At 52.7% G+C, this 22,355-nt stretch carries 15 protein-coding genes; 9 read left to right on the top strand and 6 right to left on the bottom strand.

The features are described 5' to 3' along the window. Window positions 1-302 precede the first annotated feature (302 nt). Both MFFC18_RS10740 and MFFC18_RS10735 read left to right on the top strand, forming a co-directional pair. A complete protein-coding gene (locus MFFC18_RS10740) occupies window positions 303-908 on the top strand; it encodes a PH domain-containing protein (protein ID WP_075086541.1) in 606 nt (201 codons plus the stop codon). After that, a complete protein-coding gene (locus MFFC18_RS10735; protein WP_075086542.1) occupies window positions 898-2,535 on the top strand; it encodes a PH domain-containing protein in 1,638 nt (545 codons plus the stop codon). The genes MFFC18_RS10740 and MFFC18_RS10735 overlap by 11 nt, the downstream gene beginning before the upstream one ends. 22 nt (window positions 2,536-2,557) lie before the next feature. On the opposite strand, the gene MFFC18_RS10730 is transcribed toward MFFC18_RS10735, so the two are convergent. The 4 genes from MFFC18_RS10730 to MFFC18_RS10715 all read right to left on the bottom strand — a co-directional run bounded on the left by MFFC18_RS10730 (window position 2,558) and on the right by MFFC18_RS10715 (window position 8,139). Further along, the gene (locus MFFC18_RS10730; RefSeq protein WP_075086543.1) at window positions 2,558-4,150 is read right to left on the bottom strand and encodes a TIGR03790 family protein; all 1,593 of its coding nucleotides are present in this window, start codon (window positions 4,148-4,150) and stop codon (window positions 2,558-2,560) included. A 250-nt stretch (window positions 4,151-4,400) separates the two neighbouring features. Further along, window positions 4,401-5,285, bottom strand: coding sequence for an IS3 family transposase (locus MFFC18_RS10725; RefSeq protein ID WP_084416835.1), 885 nt, complete (start codon window positions 5,283-5,285; stop codon window positions 4,401-4,403). Then, window positions 5,282-5,587 (bottom strand): transposase, encoded by a 306-nt coding sequence (locus tag MFFC18_RS10720; RefSeq protein WP_068267815.1) that lies wholly within the window; start codon window positions 5,585-5,587, stop codon window positions 5,282-5,284. The genes MFFC18_RS10725 and MFFC18_RS10720 overlap by 4 nt, the downstream gene beginning before the upstream one ends. 914 nt (window positions 5,588-6,501) lie before the next feature. Continuing rightward, window positions 6,502-8,139: a tetratricopeptide repeat protein gene (locus MFFC18_RS10715; RefSeq protein ID WP_148618805.1), complete on the bottom strand. Its 1,638-nt coding sequence runs from the start codon at window positions 8,137-8,139 to the stop codon at window positions 6,502-6,504. 322 nt (window positions 8,140-8,461) lie between these two features. On the opposite strand from MFFC18_RS10715, the gene MFFC18_RS10710 reads away from it, so the two are divergent. From MFFC18_RS10710 to MFFC18_RS10690, 5 genes are all read left to right on the top strand, one after another. Continuing rightward, entirely contained in the window at window positions 8,462-10,147 is a 1,686-nt protein-coding gene (locus MFFC18_RS10710) for a sodium:solute symporter (protein WP_075081482.1), read from the top strand. Between the two features lie 219 nt (window positions 10,148-10,366). Next, window positions 10,367-11,311, top strand: a complete 945-nt coding sequence (locus MFFC18_RS10705) for an ABC transporter ATP-binding protein (protein WP_075081483.1) — start codon at window positions 10,367-10,369, stop codon at window positions 11,309-11,311. After that, window positions 11,308-12,648, top strand: a complete 1,341-nt coding sequence (locus MFFC18_RS10700; RefSeq protein WP_075081484.1) for an ABC transporter permease — start codon at window positions 11,308-11,310, stop codon at window positions 12,646-12,648. Before MFFC18_RS10705 ends, MFFC18_RS10700 begins: the two co-directional genes overlap by 4 nt. Window positions 12,649-13,166: 518 nt before the next feature. Beyond that, window positions 13,167-13,934 carry a PEP-CTERM sorting domain-containing protein gene (locus MFFC18_RS10695; RefSeq protein WP_075081485.1) on the top strand — a complete coding sequence of 256 codons (768 nt, stop codon included), beginning with the start codon at window positions 13,167-13,169 and terminating at the stop codon, window positions 13,932-13,934. A gap of 118 nt (window positions 13,935-14,052) precedes the next feature. Beyond that, window positions 14,053-15,540, top strand: coding sequence for an ATP dependent DNA ligase (locus tag MFFC18_RS10690; RefSeq protein ID WP_075081486.1), 1,488 nt, complete (start codon window positions 14,053-14,055; stop codon window positions 15,538-15,540). A gap of 84 nt (window positions 15,541-15,624) precedes the next feature. Here the strand turns inward: MFFC18_RS10690 and MFFC18_RS10685 are convergent, their stop codons facing one another. Further along, window positions 15,625-16,446, bottom strand: coding sequence for an outer membrane protein (locus MFFC18_RS10685; RefSeq protein ID WP_075081487.1), 822 nt, complete (start codon window positions 16,444-16,446; stop codon window positions 15,625-15,627). Between the two features lie 361 nt (window positions 16,447-16,807). On the opposite strand from MFFC18_RS10685, the gene MFFC18_RS10680 reads away from it, so the two are divergent. Further along, window positions 16,808-18,199 (top strand): DUF6666 family protein, encoded by a 1,392-nt coding sequence (locus MFFC18_RS10680; protein ID WP_148618804.1) that lies wholly within the window; start codon window positions 16,808-16,810, stop codon window positions 18,197-18,199. Between the two features lie 108 nt (window positions 18,200-18,307). Here MFFC18_RS10680 and MFFC18_RS25660 read toward each other — a convergent pair whose 3' ends face one another. After that, entirely contained in the window at window positions 18,308-21,277 is a 2,970-nt protein-coding gene (locus MFFC18_RS25660; RefSeq protein WP_148618803.1) for a hypothetical protein, read from the bottom strand. A 522-nt stretch (window positions 21,278-21,799) separates the two neighbouring features. Between MFFC18_RS25660 and MFFC18_RS10670 the strand changes: the two genes are divergently transcribed. Further along, window positions 21,800-22,324, top strand: coding sequence for a PepSY-associated TM helix domain-containing protein (locus MFFC18_RS10670; RefSeq protein ID WP_075081490.1), 525 nt, complete (start codon window positions 21,800-21,802; stop codon window positions 22,322-22,324). Window positions 22,325-22,355: the final 31 nt, after the last annotated feature.

Here is a 22,355-nt window from a genome sequence, read left to right as displayed (position 1 = left end):
GTCGTGTTCCATCGGCCTCCATTCAAAGCCGGGCCGGGTTCCGATCGTTTGATCCGGCAAGCATCCCGGGCGAACTACAGTGGAACGAATTGAAATTTTAAAAAGTAGCCTTGCTTTGTTGAGAAAAACCAAAAGAACCGTGAAGTTGTCACGAAAGAAAACGGGTGCTTCCCTGTTTCCCTGAAGCCACGACTCGACAATTGAAGTACAACTAGCGATCAAGGCCTGCGTTCTTGCTGCAAGGGCGAACTGTTTTGCAACGCCGACTCAAACACATAGCTCCTCTATTTGCTCACTGCTGAATGGAAAGTTCCGACACTTCTGAACCTGCTGACTGGCATTCGCCGGTGGATAGCTCAACGTCAACTGCACCGGACGTTTCGCCAACTGACGACGCTCCGGTTGACCCTTTTATGGCTGAAGACGGTTTCCAGTCTTTCGATCCACGAAACATTTCGGCTGAGCGAGTCGCGGGTGCGATCCTGTGCGTCGTCCTCGGCATCGGCGGATTGGTCGGGGCGGTGATCCCGCTGTTCAACTACGGATTCGGTTGGGTTTTTGTCGTGTGCGTCTCGATCGCGATTTTCCTTTACGCGGTCGTTGTGTACTTCTCAATTTTCTGGCCGTCGGTCCAGCATCGTCATCGCAGTTGGCGATTGACGGATGTGGGTCTGGAAATTCGCCGCGGAGTTTGGTGGAAACATCTTCAAGCGATCCCGTGGGCTCGAGTCCAACATGCAGATGTTTCGCAGGGTCCGTTGCAACGAATGTATGGTGTCGGCACGCTGACGGTTCACACCGCGGGAACGAGCAACTCGTCGGTGAATTTTGAAGGGCTTGCTCACGAAGTCGCGATTCAATTGCGTGACGAAGTGATTCGACAAAGGGCATCCGGCGATGTCGTTTGAGCCCGAACCAATCGATAGCGGCGACGACGATGAAGCGAATGAGTTCCTGCACGTCGAGGCTCCTGAAGTCATTGACGAGGCTGAGATTCCGGTTGCCGAAACGGTCGAACTGGAAACAAGTTTTCTTCATCCGAGTTCGCTGGTCTTTACCGTGATCAGTCAGCTTCGCCAGAATCTGATCCCTGCAATCATCGCTCTGTTTGGTGCTGCAAAAGGGAACTACGTTTTCATCGGAATCGCCGCGGTCATTTTTGTTTTGTCGATCGTGGCCGCGACGGTGCGCTATTTGACTCTTCGCTACAGCATTCAAAATGGCGAACTAGCGGTTCAGTCCGGACTGCTTTTTCGGCGGCTGCGCAAGATTCCGACTTCGCGAATTCAGAACATTGACCTCGTGCAAAACGTGCTGCATCGAATGTTTGGCGTTGCGGAAGTACGCGTCGAAACGGCCAGCGGCACCGAGCCTGAAGCGACGCTCAGGGTCCTTTCGCTGAAGCAGGTCGAACAGCTTCGAGCCAAAGTTAAATCAGCAGCGAAATCCGACGCGAACGTTCCTGCGATCCCCGGCATCGCGGATTCGGAAGGGGAATCTACAACAGAAAGCACGGCGACAGAACTGCTGCGCATTCCGATCAGCTGGCTGGTTAAAGCGGGACTGTCCAGCAATCGCGGGATGGTGCTGGTGGGATTCATGTTTGGTATCTACTACCAGAATTTGCCTGACGATGATCGCGACTTTCGCAACGTGCGTGATCGCATCGAAGGAATGTCAAACATCATCCCGGACCTTGGCGACGGTTTGCAGTTTTGGGCCGTGTGGACGGTGGCGACTCTCGCGTTACTGCTGCTGATCCGCATACTGGGAGTCGGTTGGTTCATCTTGCGATTCTTCGGCTATCAGCTGACGCAACAGGGAGATGACTTCAAGATTTCATGTGGTTTGTTCACGAAGGTCAGCGCCACAGTTCCCGTGAAACGCATCCAGTTCATTTCGATTCATCGCTCGATGATCATGCGATGGTTGGGGCTGGCTTCGATCCGAATTGAAACTGCGGGTGGCGCTGGAAAGAATTCAGAGGACGCGACGACTACAGTTTCCAAACGCTGGTTCGTTCCGGTGGTGCCAGAGTCGAAGCTCACTGAATTGATGAACGTGATTCGTCCGCAATTGGATTGGCAGGAGCAATCATTTGACTGGCAACCACTCGCCATCCGTGCTTCGTCCCGTTTCGTTCGTGGCTCGATCATCATGACGTTCGTGTTGATGCTGGTCGGGCTGGGAGTTTCCCGGCCATGGGGTTGGGTCCCGGGCTTGGTCTTGTGCCCGCTGTTGATTTGGTACGCGGTCAAGCGAAGTCGCAGCACGAAGTATGCTCGAATTGATAAAGGCGTCGTTTTTCGCAGCGGAGTTTTCACCAAGAAGACCAGCATCACGTTCTTCGAGAAGATCCAGGGCGCGAGTCTGTCGCAGACTCCTTTCGATCGCCGCTGGGGCATGAGAACGCTGTCTGTCGACACGGCTGCCGCTGGACCGGCAAGCCACACGATTGCTGTTCGATTTTTGGACGCTGGGTTTGCGGCGAAAGAGTATCAGGAGATCGTTCGCCTGGCTTCGGTTCGAAATTAGTCGTTGCCCGTGAAGCGATCTGCTACTTTCCAACGCCAGAGTCATCGGGATCTGCCGGAGTCAGTCCATCGATTCCGAACACGATCATCCCGGAACTGAGTGCCACAGGGTGGACTCGTTTCTGTTTTGGATCCAGGCTGGAAAAGCCAACAATCTCCGGCCGGCCAACGCTTCCGACCACAACGGTGGCACCTTTTTCGATCAGGTTCCGGCACCAACCCTGGTTGTCGGAGTCGTGAATTCCCAACGCATCGCCAGGCGTCAGGTGATAGGCGATTGCCCCGGGTTTGAAGGTGAACGAATCGATGTACTTTTCCAACGAGTACCAACCACAATACAGCATCGTGTCCGGGCATCCGTCGACAGGAAACAGCTCAGCCGTGGACTCGACAACGGCGTCGATGTTTTCTACGGACTTGAACTGGCTAGCCACACTTTGCAACCAACGTTCCTTGCGATTGGCCGTCGCGTCGTTTCCGGTGGCGCCTCTTAAATCGACGTAGACTTTTCCCGATAGCGATTCGATTTTTGTTGCCTCAGTCGCACGTTCGATCAACGCCAACGCGGACTCGGGCGTCGGGCCATCGATTCGCGTTACAGAAAGCGTTCGATAGACGGACCTGAGCGGTGACGTTTCGAAAGCTGGGTGGAGCAAGTTCGGTGTCGTCCCGAGGCGTCGGTACTTCGGCCAGAGCACCAATGCCAATTCGCTGTCGAGGCTGGCGGCTGAGTCATTTTCTTCCACCATTTTCTGCTGTCGTTTGAGCCATCCAATCGCCGACAACAAACCACCATTCCGTTCGAGCAACTGCAGGATCGTAGCTTCACGCTCAAAGCTGGCCGGAACGCGATCCATTAGCTCTGCGGCCTGAGCCAATGCTTCGGTACGGCCGCGAAGATAGTGGAATTGCTCGTTGGCTCTCGCGGCTTCGGTCGATCCGGATTCCGATTCGTTTTTCAGGCTGCCAAGAAACGGATACAGCCCGGCGACGATTCGCACCTGCGATTGCAAAGTCGCTTTCGCGGTTTTCAGTTGGTCAAATTTCAGACTGGAGATCGATTGCTGGGCCGCAGCGACTGAATCGTCAAACTGCTTTCGCATGTCGGCCAGAGTTGCTTCTGCCGTAGGTTCAGCCGCAACAGGCTGGCCCGCGATTTCAGCCAGCTTTTCTATCGACTGATTGATTTGACCAAGCCGTGCATCGAGAGCTTTTGCATAGAAATCGCGCCACGGCTTGGTTTCCCGTTCGTCTTCCCAGGCAGCAACGGCCAGCGGCGTTCCGTAGACGGTGATGACGTTCGCGATTTTGGACTCGGAGTCATTTTCATTGAGCCAAGCCACAACTTGAGGGCGAAGTTCGTCTTCCCAAGCGGTGCGGCTTAGCTGATCACCAGCAGGGAAGTTGAGCGAGAGGATGTTCGTTTGCGGAATCTCGAACGCTTGACAAAATTCGGCGGCGACACGCTGAGAATCTTCGTTGTCCAGAGCTGCAACGACGAACGTGTCATTGCGTTCCGCTGCGTCGCCGGTGCTGTTTGTGAAAGCAATCGCCCAACCCATGACCAGCCAAGACGAGATTTGCTGTGCTGCAATTTTCAAATCAAAAAGTTTCATCAATCCACCAACAAAAAACGGCCCGCAAAATTACGGGCCGAGGCAAACACAATTGTGTCAATCAAAGTTACTTGCGTCGTCGCGGACCAAACATGGTCAATGCGAAAATCAAGCCGTATGTGAGGGAAGAAGGTTCAGGAACAGCGCTAATGGAAAAACTCGTAGAGTCGTATGCTCCTTGGGAGGAGTTACTAGTGATCCAATTATCAACGTCTGCGATAGCCCAAGACCGGCGGACTCCGGTTTCATGTTAAGCAGCTAAAGCTGCACGATAGTTTCTTTCGAATTCTTCGGGCGTCTGGTATCCCAGAGTTTGATGAATTCTCTTCGAGTTGTAAAACGCCTCGATGTATTTGAAGACGCTGATGCGAGCCTCTTCAAGGTTTCCGTAGCGACGATGCTTCGTCCATTCGTGCTTCAGCGACCAGAAGAAGCGCTCCATGACGGCATTGTCGTAACAGCATCCTGTTCGGCTCATCGAGCACTGAATGTTCAGCGTGCGAAGAATTCCCTGAAACGCGTCGCTGGTGTACTGACAGCCTCGGTCGCTGTGATGAAGCAGCGTTCCGGACTCTGGCCGTCTGGATTCAATCGCTTTCCTCAAGGCTTCGGTAACGATCGGTGTCGTCAATCGATCGCTCATCTGCCAACCGACAACTTTGCGGCTGAACAGGTCCAGCACTACTGCGAGGTAAACCCAACCACCGACCGTCGGCAAGTAAGTGATGTCTGCCACCCACTTGCGATTCGGAGCCTCGGCATCAAACTCCTGGGAGAGAAGATTCTCAGCAGGCTTTTTGTCAGGGTCTGACTTGGTCGTCGTTGGTTTGAACTGTCGCGAAACACAGCTTTTAAGCCCCATTTCTCGCATGGCTGTCGCTACCGTGTTGCGACAAGCCGTTTCCAGTTGAGCGTCGTTAGCAAGTTCCTCAGCGATCTTGTAGCTGCCGTAGATCTGCCCTGATTCTTCGTAGACCTGTTTCACAGATTCGCGAATCGCGCGAGAACGAACCGCACGTTTACTCTCGGGCCGATCAATCGAATCGTAGTAGCCGCTCTTGCTGACACCGAAGATTTCACACATCAGCGTGATGGAATACTGGTCGCGATGTTGTTTGATCCACGCGTACTTCACTGCGACTCCTTCGCGAAGTACGCCGTCGCCTTTTTTAGGATTTCACGTTCCAGTTCCGCACGCTTCAGCTGCTTGCGAAGGCGTTTGTTCTCTTCAAGAACCTGTTGCAGCGATGCCTCGGGACCGCAAGGTTCAGGCTCCGGAGCATACTTTCTATGCCAGTTGCGAAGGCTGTTCTCGTTGACATTGACGGCTTCAGCGGCGGCTCGAAACGAGTAGCCCTCACTGACGATCAGATTGACCGCATCACGCTTGAACTCTTCTGAAAAAGTCCGGCGTGTGCGTTTTCCATTGCTTGACATTGCTTCCTCCAAAGCGGATTCTCGTATCTTCCGCCGGAGTCCGCCAGTCTTGGGCTATCGCAGTCTTGGATTGAAGCCTTGAATTCGTCGATCGACATGTCAGTTCGAGATCCATCGTAACGCCCATTATCGCTGTGAGACGAGAGTGAAAACCCAACAACAGGAGCCGCAGAATTATTCGCATTAGTAGCATCAGAACTCCAACCATTTCCGTTGAAATTCAAACCGTAGAGGACAGTCCCAGTGTATGCCCCCGATTCAAATTTGGATGTGCTTGATGTGACGCCAGCAAAAATTTGATCACCGCTAGTTGACAATGCCGGTCCGCTCGTCCAAGAAAAACTAGCTACCGAACCAGCATCCAAATTCGTGGTTGCAGTCCAAGTCGTCAAGCCTTCATTGGTTCGAAAAGTTCCGTCGTCATTAAAGTCCGTGATCCCAGAAATCAATTGAGTCGCCGATGGCCACGTCTTGCCAAACAACAAAAGAAACAGAGTCTGGGTTATCGGATTGAAATCCAATAATCGAAATATCCCCAGGGTTACTCAGTCCCGCACTTACGGTGCGTTGAGAAAACAGACCTAAGACTGCCAAAACTGCTACCGTCACCGTCGCTATTCTTATCATGTGTCGTCCTCAGAGCTAATAGACAATGGGTCTCCCCGTAATATGTTTGAATTATAATGATCGGTTGCCAAACTGCACGGTCGATCGTGTTCAAATTTAATGAAGATTGTTTGGGGCGACTACGCCCCCCAAGACATCAACAAAGGGCATGTGGTTTCGCACAAGATAGAATGCGCTGTTAAAAAAGTAAGGGATGTCCAGGGATGTCCCCGTTTTTTGCGTCACCGCCAAACATGCGCTTTCGGTTTTCGTCAGCCGACAAGTCGAATGGTCGGCACACATTCAACTTACTTTGAAGCCCTCTCGTGTGTTTGGGCTAGGTTTTCGTTTCCCATTCGCCGATGGGCTTGGGACAAAACGCGATGTATCGACTTGTTTTGCCCTACCAACCCATTGACCGCGATTTCCAAATCGGAAACGGCTGACTCCCATCGCTGCAGCTTCATGTTCAACATGCCGCGAGTCTCGTGGAACTCAGCGTTGTTGGGCTCAAGCTCAATCGCTCGATCGGCATAGCCAACGGCCTCCTCAAGGCGATCCGGAAACCCTTCGCCAACAACGAACGCTCGATTGTTCCAGGCATGGCTCCACTCAGGATCGGATTCCGTCGCCAAGCCCAACAAACGGTCTGCCGCTTGCCAATCGGCCTCCATCGCTGCCGACGTGCCAAAGAACTCGATCGCTTTCCCAGTCAACATTGGCAATGACGATTCATCTGCGGCTGCAGTTTCCGCATCCTTTGCGTCATCAAACCCCATCAGCCGATCGTAGTACGACTGCACCGTCGTCGAAGATTTTCGCTTTTGCCAAATCTCGCCCAACGTCGCACGCACGCGATCGTAATCCCCCACGGGCATCAACTGGGCCGCATCAACCAACTGTTGCACAGGAATCCTGGCATCTTCAACCAACCAGCGATCATCGACTTCATCCAACCAAGCATTCACCGTTCGCAAATGGATGACCGCCTGGTTGAAACGTGCTCTCGGATCTTCGGGATTGGCTTCATACCACTGCTGGACCGCGTCAGTTTCCGCATCGACGTCGCCGAGCAATCGAGCCGCACTCGTTTGCCAACGAAGCTCCACATCCGTCAATTTCTCCCCGTCAATCTTCTTGCCCGACAGATACTTTCGAATTTTCTTTGCATCGGATTTGGCTTTTTCAACATCGCCACTGGAACGGCGCAACTCCATCAGCAGAGCATTGGCAACCGGAACTTCTGCTGACGCCTGCTCCAATGCATCAACCGCCGCATCGACTTGGCCCATCTTCACGTAGGCCACCCCCTCGAGATAGTTGATTTGAGCCAGTTTTCCGGATCGCGTTTTGACCTGTTCCAAATGTCTGAGAGCCAACGGCAAAGCTTCGTTTGTCGGCACATCCAGTTTCCCGTCGATCAACTGTTGGGCTTGCCAGAAGTGAGCCCACGGATACCCGGGCGAATCGGCTGACGCCATCGTTTGCATCATTTCGTACGCACCGGAAACGTCGCCTTTCTCAGCCAAAGCCAACGCAGTCCGGAACTCGCCGGCATCTGTGCTGACGCCCAATTGGCTGAGCTTTCTCCGAAACAATTCAGCTTCGTGTTCATCACCGGATTCGATCGCAGCCGCCAACGCCAGCTCATAACGTTCGGCCAGTCGCTTGCTGTAACCGCGATTCGCACGGAACAGGAAAAGCCCTGCAGCCCCGACCAATGTCAGCAACACAAAACCCCAGATGAAGTACGGTCGCAAGCGACGCATCCCTCGCTTCAGCCGCTTTGACTTACGTCGCGTCCGTGGATCCGTATCGTCATCAAGATCATCGTCCGAATCGAAGAGCCCAAAAAACATTCTTGCCAGACTTCGCATCAGACGGGCCAACTGGTCAACAAAGACGGAAGAAATCCAAATCGGAAGGAATAGCAGACGTTCCAGCATGGCGACAAACTGAGGGAATGAGCACAGGAAGGGATCACGTCGAGAAACGGAGTTGTTTCCCCATCGAGCTCCAATGCTAATCGAACATTTGTCATGGGTCCATTGAGCAGTATGGGCTTTGTTGGTCCGGAGAAAGTCCTCATCCAAATCACCGTTCTGCAATCGCGAACACTTCAACAATCAGGGACTTTGTTCGACCAGTGTCGCTTAAGAACTGGACGACTTTAATCATGTGAGCAATTGCCGTGTTCGTCGTCAGGTTGACAAACAGCACGACCAAAGCGACATTTTGTGGCGGATAATATCGCTTTAGGAGAGAAACATGCTGGGACCGATCGATTGGGCCATTGTTCTTGTCTATTTTGTGCTCTTGATCCTGATCGTTTGGTTCACTTCGCGGAAACAGGATAGTGCCGACGAGTACTTTCTGGCTGGCCGAAACGTCGGCTGGTTCGTGATCGGATGCTCGCTGTTTGCGTCCAACGTTGGCTCAGAACATATTGTCGGGCTCGCCGGATCCGGAGCGACCCAAGGCATGACGATGGCTCACTGGGAACTGCATGCCTACATCCTGATCATGCTGGGATGGATCTTCGTGCCCTTCTATTACACGTCGACCGTTTCGACGATGCCCGAGTTTCTGGAAAAGCGATTTGGATCGGCGACTCGCTGGATCTTGTCCGTGGTTTCGTTGGCAGCTTACGTGCTGACGAAAGTTTCCGTGAACGTTTACGCCGGAGCCATCGTTTTTGAAACGCTGCTGCCAAATACTTTCGGCTCGCCGGCCGCCGCGTTCTGGGTTGGAGCACTGACGACCGTAATCCTGACCGGAATTTACACGATCTTTGGCGGCTTTCGCGCGGTGCTGTTCACCGACACGGCGCAGGCTTTCATCTTGATCATTGGGTCCGCGTTGATCACCTGGATCGGGCTGGGAAAGCTTGGTGCGACCGGTGATCTGAGCGGTTGGGCCGAGCTTCAGTCTTTTGCGAAAACGAACGTAGCCGAATACGCGCTCTGGCATCCGCTGAGTGATCCCGAGTTTCCCTGGCTGGGAATTTTGATGGCTTCGCCGATCATCGGCATTTGGTATTGGTGCACCGATCAGTACATCGTGCAGCGAACTTTGGCGGCGAAGAACCTGACGGTCGCCCGACAGGGAACGATTTGGGGCGCGTTCCTGAAAGTCTGGCCGGTGATGATCTTTTTGGTGCCGGGCATGATCGCGGCAGCTTTGGATGCGAAAGGAGTGATTGACCTTCCGGTGACCGGTGACGGTTCGATCGATGGCGACAAAGTGTTCGCGACGATGGTGACGGAGATGTTGCCGATTGGTTTGCGAGGGCTGGTGATCGGCGGCTTGTTGGCGGCTCTGATGAGTTCGCTTTCGTCGCTGTTCAATTCTTGCGCGACGCTGTTCACGATCGACATCTACCAAAAACTCAGACCAAAAACGTCTCAGGCTCAGCTGGTCAACGTTGGCCGAATCGCGACGGCAATCGTTGTCGTGTTGGGCATTCTGTGGATCCCGATTCTGCGAAGCCTTTCGGAAGACTCGGGGCTGTACAGCTACCTTCAGTCCGTGCAGGGCTACCTCGCTCCTTCGATCACGGCCGTGTTTCTGCTGGGCTTGTTCTATCAGCGAACCAATTCGCCAGGAGCCATCGTTGGTTTGGTGGCGGGGTTTGTCATGGGAATGGGCAAGCTGACGATTGAGTTGCTTTACGCGACCGAAGAGGGTGCAGAGCCGCAGAACATTTTGAATTCGATTGCGGATATCAATTTCCTCTATGCGTCCGGGATCCTGTTTGCGATCACGGTGGTGATGGTCTTGCTCGTTTCACATATGACTTCGCCGCCGAAGGATGAGAACCTGCAGGGACTGACGTGGTACTCGATCGACAAAATGATGGTACGAGACTCCTGGTCTACGATCGATGTGATCACAACCGCCATCGTTCTTGGGCTGGTCGTTGCGATCTATGGTTACTTCAGCTTCTGGATTTGATTTATCAGCGAAGCAGCGTAGATCTAATCGGGACGATGACGTGAGTTGAAGCTCGCCACCACAGACCGGAGAGTCGACTCGGTCCGATGCGACTCAAGTGACTGGCCGCAACCCGATGCCTGTTGCATCTGTTATCCTGTCGAGTGAAGTCCAATTTTTGAAACCTTGGCACGAAGGACGCGTAAGTCATTCGCAACTTGAAACGCGAACGGGACCTGAATGGAAATCGAACTGCAAAACGTCTGCAAGACCTATGGCCGCGGAGCCAACCAGAAGGTCGCGGTGGACAACGTTTCGTGGAAGTCCGGCGGCGGCGAGATCTTTGGTTTGCTCGGGCCCAACGGAGCCGGCAAGACGACGATGATTCGCATGATGCTGGACATCATCCGGCCGGACTCTGGGCAAATTTTGCTTAACGGAGATCCGGCAGCGAACCGAACGATCGACTTCAAACGCAGGATCGGATATCTCCCTGAAGAACGCGGGCTGTACCAGAAACGCAAAGTCATGGACGTGCTGCTGTACTTCGCGGCGCTCAAAGGCTTCGATCGCGCGGCGGCCAGGATCAAGGCCATGGAGTTGCTCGAGCGATTCGAATTGGCGGACTGTGCAAACAAGAAAATTCACGACCTGTCCAAAGGCATGGGGCAGAAGATTCAGATTGCTTCCTGCGTGCTGCATGACCCGGATCTGGTCGTGCTGGACGAACCGTTTTCGGGTCTCGATCCGGTCAATACGCGATTGATTCGAGAGACGATTCTCGATTTGCGTGCGGCGGGAAAGCTTGTGTTCCTTTCGACGCACATGATGGCGGAAGTCGAAGCACTCTGCGATCGGATCTTCATGATCAATGACGGCAAGCAAGTGCTTTACGGGTCGTTGGACGAAATCCGCAAGTCCTATACTCGATACGAAGTCCTGATGGATCACGACGCGGAAACCGGCGGGCTGGACTGCATCGAATCGATCACGCGGTCGGCTCAAGGCCAGTGCATTAAACTCAAAAATGGACGATCGATGCATGATCTGATGCAGGAGTTGGCCGCCGGCAAAAGAAATTTCCGCCGGTTCGAAGAAGCCCGTATGCCGATCGAAGACATTTTCGTCGAAGTCGTTGGCAAGGCTCCGGAATACAAGGCGACTGCTGCAGGAGTAACGACATGATTGGCACAGTTGCCTGGCATGAGTTCTGGTTTACGGTTCGCAAGAAGTCCTATTATTTGGTGACGCTTGGAATGCCCCTGTTAGCGTTGGGCTACCTCGGAATCATCACGCTGATTATCGCCATGACAGTTCCCGGCGAGATCAGCCGAATGAGCAAACCGACGGGGCTGATCGATCAATCAGGAATCTTGACAGCGGAAGGTGCTCCGCTTGCCGACGCGGTCCCAGGTGAAGTGTTTGAGATTCAGCAAACTGACGACGCATCGAATGATGTTCCTGAAGAGCTGAAAAAGCTTACCGGCGACACGGACATCAATCGCTTTTTCGAACAGAAAGTCGTTTTGCTCGACAGCGTCGATGCTGGCCGTGCGGAATTGGAAGATGAGTCATGGAAAGCCATTGTTGTGATTCCGCCGGACTACATCGAATCTGGCCAAGTCGAAGTTTACACTCGGCGCAGCGATCTGTTCGGCTCGTCCATGAAGACCGGTTGGCTTTCGAAAATGATTCGTCACGAGATTCTCAAGAAGACCGAACTGACCGAAAACGAAGTTGAACGAATCCGCAACTTCGCCCAGGCGACGAAGTTTGAAATCAACAGCGAGGGCAAATTTGAAGAAGTGAACTTGCTGAGCAAGGGCTTGTCGATGGGCATTCCACTTGCGGTCGCGGGCTTGCTGGTATTGGCGTTGATGATGAACGCAAGTGCTTTGTTGGCTTCCATCGCCGAAGAAAAAGAGAACAAAGTCATGGAAGTCATCGTCTCTTCGGTGTCGGCCGACGATTTGTTGTTTGGCAAAGTTCTGGGCATCGTTTGTGCTGGCTTGTTGCAGATCGCAATTTGGATGGTGATGGTCTCGGTGATCCCGATCATCTTGCAAACGGTCATGAACGAATTCGTGGACTATGACATCAATGTCTTGCAACTCTTGATCAGCGGCGTTTTCATGGTGATGGGATTTTTGTTCTACGGGAGCCTGTTGGCCGGCATGGGATCGTTGGGTTCGACTTACAAGGACTGCCAACAGCTTTCGGCCGCCGTGATCATTTGCGCTTGCGTGCCGATGATGATGCCAACGGTTTTCATTTCCGATCCGAACGCGATGGTGCCACGCGTGCTTTCGATGATTCCGTTTTTCTCTCCGATTGGGATGACGCTGCGGCTGGGGTCTGGTGACATCGCACTTTGGGAAGCCGCGGTCTCATTTTTGATCCTGGCCGTTTCAACATGGTTCGCGATCAAGATCGCCGCGAGGTTATTTCGAGCAGGAACGTTGATGCGAGGCAAGCCACCTGGAATTCGGGAAATCTGGAAAGTGCTGACTCAACGCACGTAGTTCTTTGTCCGAATTGCGTCTCGATGTCCATCTATCTCTGCAGACAACACTTGAGGCCGCAAGTCGGTCAAACCCCTGGACCGTTTACCTGTCGAGCAGTGCCGCGCGGGACTGCGAAAGATAACGCGTCGTAGGGATTGGACCGGCGATGTCAGTCGAGCAGATGTTCCGCGTGAACGCGGGAATACCATATCAATTGGTTTTTACCGTGTCTGCAGCTGAAACCCGAACTATCGGAGCAATCGGTGTTCTCATTCGCAACTGGTACTGCCCGAAGAACTGGCAGCGGCTTCTCTCTCGAATAATCCGGAATGCTGGTGCATCTGCTCGAAACCGGTGAGGGTTTAGCCGATTCAGATGCTACAGATCGGAATGGATGACTCGACTGTTGTTATCTGATCAAACCGGCAACCGGAATTGTCGTCGCCTCACGGTCAAACTGGACCGTCAACGCAAGCGACGTTTCCGTTGGCAACCTACTTTATCGCACTGCATGCACAACCTTTCGAGGTCTTGAAATGATCAAACCCAGATTTTCGTTACGCCCCCTTCTGTTCGCTCTTGCTCTCAGCATCGTCCTGCCCCAAACCTCCAGAGCCGACATCGATTTCTCCTCTTCGATTTTCGAGGGAACGATCGTCACTCAAGACGATGCAGCCGGGTATGCGGTTACAGCCGACATTCTCGAAAGCGGCAGCGTTGTCGGGCAGTTTTCTGCTTCGGTAACGTACGGAGCGGGCACCAACACTTTCAACAGTGGATCCAGCTGGGGGCCAAGCGCAGATGGATTTGGCATCTATCCAGATTCGACTGGTTCATTCGCAGGCGACGATACTGCGTCCGGATTCTGGCAGATCTCCGTAACACCGAACGCCGGTTGGACAGTCGACGGAATCTCGATCTTTACCGTGGGCACCACAATCGCAAACCCTGACTTCACAAGCGTTACTTCAGACGGAGTTGGATCGATCTTCGATGAGAACAATCTGATCACCAACTATACCGATGGAGCCAGCTTCGTTGACGGTGACGACATCCTGTTTGCCGGTGGAAGTATCACAAACGGAATTCCCGGATCAGACCACTCTCGGCATTGGGCGTACAGCAGCGCCGGCGCGACACAGGTTAGTTTCAACTACCTTGCCGGATTCGACGAGTCGGTTAGCACAATCGGGATCGAAGGCTTGCAAGTTGGCATGCAACTGTCAGCCGTCCCGGAACCGGCTACCGCGACGATCTCGTTGCTATTGCTGGCCGGCTTAAGCGTTCGGCGTCGACGAAAATAGCCCGAACTCACACTCGTTAATTGAAGCTCCGCACGGATTTCCGTGTGGGGCTTTTTTTACACATTCAGTTTGACGTTACAATAACTGCTTTACTCGCCTGACCTAAACGAAACATCCAATGAGCGAACCCCTGCTCGAACCCGGACTGATCGGAATCAAGCTTGGCACTTATGGAGTCGGCGCCGGCACGGCGATCAAAGACCCCAGGATTGTGCCAACAGTCCAGAACTACAAACGGCAAATCGCTTCGCGCATGTTCCCGCTTGGACGACACGACATCGATCGAAAAGTCGCCGACGCCGAATATTATGTCAGCCGAAAAATCGATGGTGAGTTCACCGTTTGCGTTTTTCAGGATGGCCAGATTTACAGCGTCAATCCTGGAGGCACCGTTCGTGTCGGTATGCCATGGCAAAAGGAAGCATTGGAGATCCTCAAAGCGGCGAACGTGGATTCCGCGTTGTTCGCTGGCGAGTTACACAAGGAAATTGACGGGGACCGTCGATGCCGAGTCCACGACGTGATCAGTTCGGCTCGACAACCAAAGTCAGAGCAGGATCTTCAGTCGCTGCATTTTGCAGTGTTCGATCTGATTGCGATCAACGGCGAAACCGTTGACCAACCTTACGCCGAGACATGGACGAAGATTGAAGAGCTGTTTTCCGGCGGGAGCAAAATTCAGCCGGTTGAGACTGTGAAGGTCAAAGGTCGCAAAGCTGTTAAGATGAAGTTTGATGAGTGGGTCGACAAGGAGAAAGCCGAAGGTATCGTTGTCCGCAGCGACGTCGCCGGCAATTTCAAGATCAAGCCACTCCATACGCTCGACGCGTTGGTCTTGGGCTTTACGGAATCAACCGATGACCGCGAAGGCATGCTGCATGATCTTTTGCTGGGAATCGTTCGCGAGGATGGCGCTGTCCAAGTCATGTGCCGAGTCGGCGGCGGATTTTCTGACGACGACCGCCGGGGAATGCTTAGCGACCTCAAAGACATGGTCGTAGAAAGCGAGTACGCAGAGGTGAATTCTGACCATGTGGCTTACCAAATGGTACGGCCGGAATGGGTCATCGAAATCACTTGTCTGGACATCATCTCACAGAACACGCGTGGCGGTCCAATCAACCGCATGGTGCTGAACTGGAACCACGAAACGGACGCCTATGAAGTAGTCCGACGATTGCCGCTAGTCAGCATTATTTCTCCCCAATTTGTGCGGATTCGCGAAGACAAGAAGTTCAATAAAGATGATGTTCGCATTGCGCAAATCACAAACGTCGTCCCGGTTCAAAAGGTTGACGTCAACGCGACGGAGTTAAAACTCTCGACGTCGTCAGTCCTGAAACGCGAGGTCTATACGAAAACGCTCAAGGGTAAACTGATGGTGCGAAAGTTTCTGATGTGGAAGACGAACAAAGAGAACGAAGGCTCCGAGTATCCCGCTTACGTCGTTCACTACACCGACTACAGCCCGGGACGCAAAGTACCTCTGGATCGCGAAGTCCGAATCTCGAACTCGGAACAACAGATCAACGACCTGTTCGAGCAATTGAAGAAGGACAACATCAAAAAGGGCTGGGCGATCCAGGAACCCGATGCCAAAGCTTAGCTTTCTGCCAGATCGAAACAGCCTGGATCCACGGCACTGTTTGGCGAAACGGATGCCAACTCCGATATTTAAAAAATGGCTATTCTAAAACTCGAATCGCAAACCCATGAACAGATTGTGCGCACTGTAAGTCACGCCTTCTACGTCTGATCCGAACTGCGTGACTTCCAATTCCGTCGTCGAGAAGTATCGATATTCGATGTAGTAAAAAGCTCGTTCGGTAAGTTGCAACGAGACGCCGCCAATCGGCTGCCAAGCGAAGCTCGACGAGTTCTCAAGCACAACGCCGCTGCTCCGATTGAAATCCGCATCGAAATGTGCGTAGCCGATTCCGATGCCAACATACGGTGTCGCGAATTGAGATGGAACTTCGATATCGATCACGAAGTTTTTCATAATTGAATACACCTGGACTTCACCAAGCAGTGGTTGTGGCATTGACGCCCCAATCACATCAGCACTCGCTTCGTTGGATCGGTAGGTGAACTCGAACTCGCTTCGCAGTCGCTTGTTGTGCCGACGACCGTAAGCGAACCCCACGGCGAGATCGTCGTCGAAATTGCCGTCGTCAGCGGAGTCAGGACCAAGTCCGACGATCCGATTCCAGCCACCAAATACACTAGCGGTCAATTCAAAATCTGGCGCAAAAAGCCCGGCCAGAGGTCGGCTCTCGTTGAAGCTGTAGGCCGCCTCGCGGTTAAACCTTCCGTTTTTGTCGAAGGTGGGCACGACGCGTGCGGATCCAGATCTGACGCGTTGAGCTGCTCGCCGAACCGGTCCGACGTTTCGCGCACCAGACGTGATCGGAGTGTCACCCAACGCATAGGTAACCTGTGCTTCCACTTGAGAAACACAGCTTTGCAAAGTCACGGCGACAAACAGAAAGCAGATCAGTTTCGAGTACATGGTAAAGTTCAGTTGACCAAACCAGAAAGAAGTTTTCATACATTCGGTAACTTCGACACAGGCCTAACCGCTCTGTGATTCAATCCTTGCCAACGAACCCCACGACGCAGTCCAGCACGTTTCGTTAATTGAACCATTTTGCCCATCCCACGCATTCAACTTGAATGTTCCTGCTGCCGGCGGCTGAATCTGCCAACTCCACCAAGTTTGCTATCAGTTGATGGCAACGTGGGCAAAGCTTGGGAGTTTTTCTGATTATGCCGATTTTGACGAAAGAGTGGTTCTTGTCGGTCCGATAACTTTTCTGACGTGACGAATGCGCTTTCGTTTGCGTGAACCAAATTCAGGACAGGATGATCCGATGTTTTCCCCCAAAACAACCAGCATGCTATTCGTTTTGCCGCTTTCGATCGCGGCATTCCTGACGACAAGTGCGAATGCACAGAACGCAGCGTCAGTTCAATATCAGGCCCGAATGGCAGCAATTCAACAGGCCCAAGCCCGTGCTCAGACACAGCAGGCTGTTTCACAAGCAGAACCCGTTCGAGTGGCTCAGGCAAGCGCGACGCGCGTTCCGCGTCAGGTCGTTCCCGGCCAAGCTGCGTCGAGCTCAGCCAGATCCGCCAGTCAGACTTACGCCCCCTCCGGCACACGCACTGCGCAACTTTTGACCGAAGGCACCGTCATTGATGGCGGTTCACCGATCATGGGTGAAACGGTTCTTTCCCAGCCAGTCATGTCCGGGGAAGTCATTGGAGCACCGATGGCGGGTCAGCCAATCTACACAGATTCCATTCAGGGTTCTATCGATTCAGGCGTTGTCTATAGCGACGACGTTGTGGTCGGTTGCGATTCTTGCGGCGATTCAGGAAGCTACTTTACTGACGATTGCTGCGGGCGAGGCGGATGCCCCGACGACACACCATGTTGGCAGGGACCGCTCGGACGTGCCTTGAGATCTGGCAGCTACTTTTTCGGTGCCACTGCTTTCCAGCACCCAGCCTACACCAGCCCTGTCGGAACGGATCTGGTTCAGGATTCCAATTTCGGAGCCTACGCCGGTTTCAATCTTGGCATTCCGCTTTGCCGTCTTTTCTGCGGCCGTGTTTCTGGTCAGTTTGGTATGCGAAGCGTGCAGACCAACTTTGGCGGAAGCGATGTTACCGAAGCGAGCCGCGATCAGCTGTTCATCACGGCGGGACTTTATCGCCGCGTCGATTACGGCTTGCAGGCAGGTTTGGTCGTCGACGTGCTGGCTGAAGAATACTTCACTGAGTCAGACATTGCACAACTCCGCGGTGAGCTCAGCTGGGCATATCCGAACGGAGGCGCAATCGGATTCCGTTTCACGAGTAGCCAACAGGATGATACAAGCTTGGGAATCTTCGATGGCACGCGTTTCAGCGGGTTGACCACGACGACGGACGAGCACTACCGATTCTTCTTGCGTAAAGTTCTCAGCACTGGTGGATGGGAAGAGATTTTCGCTGGCTGGACCGGCAACGATCACTTCGCAGTCGGAGCGGATTTTGATATCCCCGTATCGCAGTTCATGGCACTGGAAGCCGGAGCCGCGTACTACCTCAACGACACAGAAGCACCTAACAGCAATCTCGGCTCAAGCCGGATCGAAGACACATTCAACATCTATGTTGGATTTGCATTCCGTCCGCAGGGCGTCGCGTACTACCGCTCCTACGATCGACCACTTCTTCCAGTCGCCGACAATGGAACGATGATCATTCGCCGATAGTTCGGTTTCCACTCAGAAACAATTGAGACAAAAGAAAAGGGCGTGTCCGAGTGGACACGCCCTTTATTTTTCAATCGTCTAATGTGAATGAATCACATCAGAGTCGCACTAGTTGCAACCACATCGTGAACGACGGCTACCGAGACGGCATCCGCGGAACAGACGACTGCCACCACCAAGGTTTGAACCAAGGCCACAGCCAGAACCAGAAGCAACACCAACGTAGCTTGCAGCACCACCAGAGATTACAGCTGGAGCAGCTGCAACACCGTAGTTGCCACCGAAGCCGGCGTCGTATGAAGCACCATCGATAACAGTACCAGCGGCACCACCGTCGATGATTGTTCCGCCATCAACAGGAGCACTCATCATGCCACCATCGATAACAGATCCGCCCATGCCACCATCAATGACAGTTCCGCCCATTGCTGGAGCAGACATCATTGCTGGAGCAGCCATAGCTGCACCACAGCCGCTGTTGACAACAACAGGAACCGAGATGGTTTTAGGAACGCGTGTGCAAACCTGGTAAGGAACTTGCTCAGTGTAAGTCTCTGGAACCTGTACTGTGTAAGTACGGGTACGAGTCTGTGGCTGAGAAGTCATTACTGTAACGGTACGAGTCTGAGTCGTTGGAACCTGTACTGTGTAAGGAACTTCGCGAGTACGAGTTTCCTGACGTGACCGCTGAACAGCAACCGTACGAGACTTTGTTTCAGTCTTGTAAGTTGTGAACGGAACGGTACGAGTACGAGTTTCAAGACGAGTCTTTGTTACGTTGTACGTACGAGTACGTGTCTCTGAACGTTGCTTCTGAACAGCAACAGTGCGTTGACGAGTTTCGGTACGCATTTTGGTAACAGGAACTGTACGAGTACGAGTTTCAGTGCGAGTGCGCTGAACAGGTACTTCACGTGTACGAGTTTCTGTCTTCATCTTAGTAACAGCAACCGTACGAGTACGTGTCTCAAGACGAGTACGCTGAACTGGAACCTGACGAGTACGAGTTTCAGTTCGTGACTTCTGAACTGCAACGGTACGCTGACGAGTTTCAACCTTCGTTTTGGTTACAGGAACCTGACGAGTACGAGTTTCAGTACGAACTTTCTGAACTGGAACAGTACGAGTTTTGGTTTCAACACGAGTCTTGGTTACAGGAACCTGACGAGTACGAGTTTCAGTGCGACAGCGCTGAACAGGAACTTCGCGTGTGCGAGTTTCCATGCGAGTGCGTGTTACTGGAACAGTACGAGTCTTGGTTTCCATACGGCAACGCTGAACAGCAACCATACGCTGACGAGTCTCAGTTCGGTATGAAGTTGAAGCAACCATACGAGTCTGAGTCTGTGGAACGTTAACAGTCACGTTGTACGTGTACTGCTGAGGAACCTGACGGTTCAACGTTACCTGGTAAGGAACCTGCTGCTGAACGCGACGTGGAACGTAAACGCGAGTCGTAACAGTTTGGTAAGTAGGACCACAACCGCCACCTACAGCAACAGCACCGCCGCCACCGTAAGAAGCACCACCGCCGACGATTCCGCCGCCGAGAAGTCCGCCACCAACTGAAGAACCGCATCCACCGCCACAAGCTGAACCGCATCCACCGCCACAGCTGCTTGCGCAACCACAGCTAGAGCAACCACAGCTAGAACGTGCAGAGCAACCGCCGCCGCCAAGAAGGCCACAACCGCCGCCACCGAGGATTCCGCCACCGATACCAGCGCCACCACCGTAAACAGCTCCGCTTCCGTAAGAAGCAGCTCCGTTATAGACAGGAACCTGACGAGTTACGTTCTGGAATGAACCAGCATCAACGCACTGCGTGCGGTAACGAGTAACTGTGTAAGGCTGGCAAACCATACGAGTTGCAGTACGCTGCTGAGTCGTTGGAACCATGACTGTGTAAGTCTGTGGAACCTGAGTCGTAACAGGAACTTGAACTGTGTAAGGCTGAGCAACTTGCTCAGTGTAAGGAACGCGAACCTGGTATGACTGAGTCACGTTTTCAGTGTAAGGAACGCTTACCTGGTACGACTGAGTAACATTCTCAGTGTAAGGAACCTGAACTGAGTAGTTCTGGGCAACCATTTCCTGGTAAGGAACAGTGACCTGGTACTGCTGAGTTGTGTTCTCTGTGTAAGGAACCTGAACTGCGTATTCCTGAGTCGTCATTTCAGTGTAAGGAACTGAAACCTGGTACGACTGAGTAACGTTCTCAGTATAAGGAACTGTAACCGTGTAGTCCTGAGTCGTCATTTCAGTGTAAGGAACTGAAACCTGGTACTCCTGAGTTGTGTTCTCAGTGTAAGGAACTTGCACGTTGTAAGTCTGAGTAGTTGTCTCAGTGTAAGGAACAGTAACCTGGTACTCCTGAGTAGTGTTCTCAGTGTAAGGAACCTGAACCGTGTAGTTCTGAGTAACGTTCTCAGTGTAAGGAACCATGACTGTGTAGTTCTGAGAAACAGGCTCAGTGTAAGGAACGCTTACAGAGTAAGATTCTTCACGAGTCTGCTGAACTGGCACAGTTACGTTGTACTGCTGAGTTACGTTTTCAGTGTAAGGAACTGTAACTGTGTAAGACTCAGTTCGTGACTTAGTTTCCGGCACCATGACGGTGTAGTTCTGAGTCTGTTGAACTGGAACCTGAACGTTCACAGTGTAATTTTGTGTGCGAGTTTCAGTACGCATACGAGTACGTGTAACTGTTCGCATCTGAGTTGTCATTTGGTTCTGGTAGATCGTACGGGTTTCGTAACGAACTGATTGCCCGCAGCATCCGCCGCCAGCTGAACCAACAACTTCTCCACCGCCGACGATAGCTCCGCCGTCAACAATGCCGCCGGCCATGCCAGCTCCACCATCAACAACAACTCCGCCGCCGTATGAAATGCCGCCAGACATTCCATCGTATACCATTCCACCCGCGCTATACGGGTCAACTACGGAGCTTCCGTAGCAATCTCCACATGGTGCAACAACTTGGCCGCAACCACATGGTGTGTCAGCATTGGCAGACGTTGACGCAAAAGTTGCGACAACACAAGCTACCAACATGCCGAAAAAACGCTTCGACATAAAAAGGGTCCTCCTCGAACGAGACTCGAACATAAGTTTCAATCGATATCACCACGATGTGACATCATGAATTCAAAACATTGGACAGAACCAGCGGGAGCCGATTCTGCGGTGATACGCATAAACAAGGCGATTGATCCAAGTTCCTTGCGCGGCAGATTCTAACTAGCACTAAAGCACTGTCAATCAGCCACGTTTACACGTACCCCGAAATTTACGCTCAAGGACAAAGCTCCCCTGACCGCAAATCCCAAGATTTCAGCTATAACTTAACCCAGCGGTCATCCTTTTCCACGTTTTACAACTTGCTTTGAGTAAATAATCCGGATTTTCTCCGCAGTCTGCGGATACCCTGCTTTTTCCGCTTTTTCCCTCGCCGACTCAAGTTGACATTACCATGTGTCCCCCTGAGATCTGGCAAGGCAAGTCCTGTAGTAGGCATAGCCGGGATAATCAAAGCTGACATTCGTTTTGAGTCCGCACCGTTACGTTCACTAAGTCAAGTCCGTTCAAAAAAAACAGATGAATCGTTGGTCAAGAAGGCTTCACAGGTGGGGCGGAATCCTTATCGCGATCCCATTGCTGCTGGTTATTGCCACCGGCTTAATCCTGCAATTCAAGAAGGAGTTCGCATGGATTCAGCCCAAAACATTGTCTGGCAGTCCGAATCAAATGACGATCGGCTGGCCAAAAGTTCTCGAATCAGCGATGGGCGACGAAGATGCTCGCATCAATTCATGGGCCGATGTTGATCGACTGGACGTTCGTCCAGCGAAGGGCGTCATAAAAGTGCGTGCCAAGAACGGTTGGGAAGTCCAACTCGATTCTGCAACCGGCGAGATTCTGTCGTCTGCTTATAGAAGAAGCGACTTTATCGAATCGCTACACGACGGATCCTACTTTTCTGATTTCGTAAAGCTGTACGTGTTCTCTGCCAATGGGATGATCCTGCTAGGGCTTTGGATCTCCGGCATCTATCTTTGGTTTCTGCCCATTCAGGCGAAACGGAAAAAGAAACGACGGCTGGCGAAGAAAGCTCAGCCCTGAATCCGCAAGCATTACGCTCGCTATATAAGAC

The sequence above is a fragment of the Mariniblastus fucicola genome (genome assembly GCF_008087665.1).
In the GTDB taxonomy this organism is placed as follows: domain Bacteria; phylum Planctomycetota; class Planctomycetia; order Pirellulales; family Pirellulaceae; genus Mariniblastus; species Mariniblastus fucicola.
The sequence above is the reverse complement of the archived record's forward strand: the minus strand, read 5'-3'. Positions and strand labels throughout refer to the sequence as shown.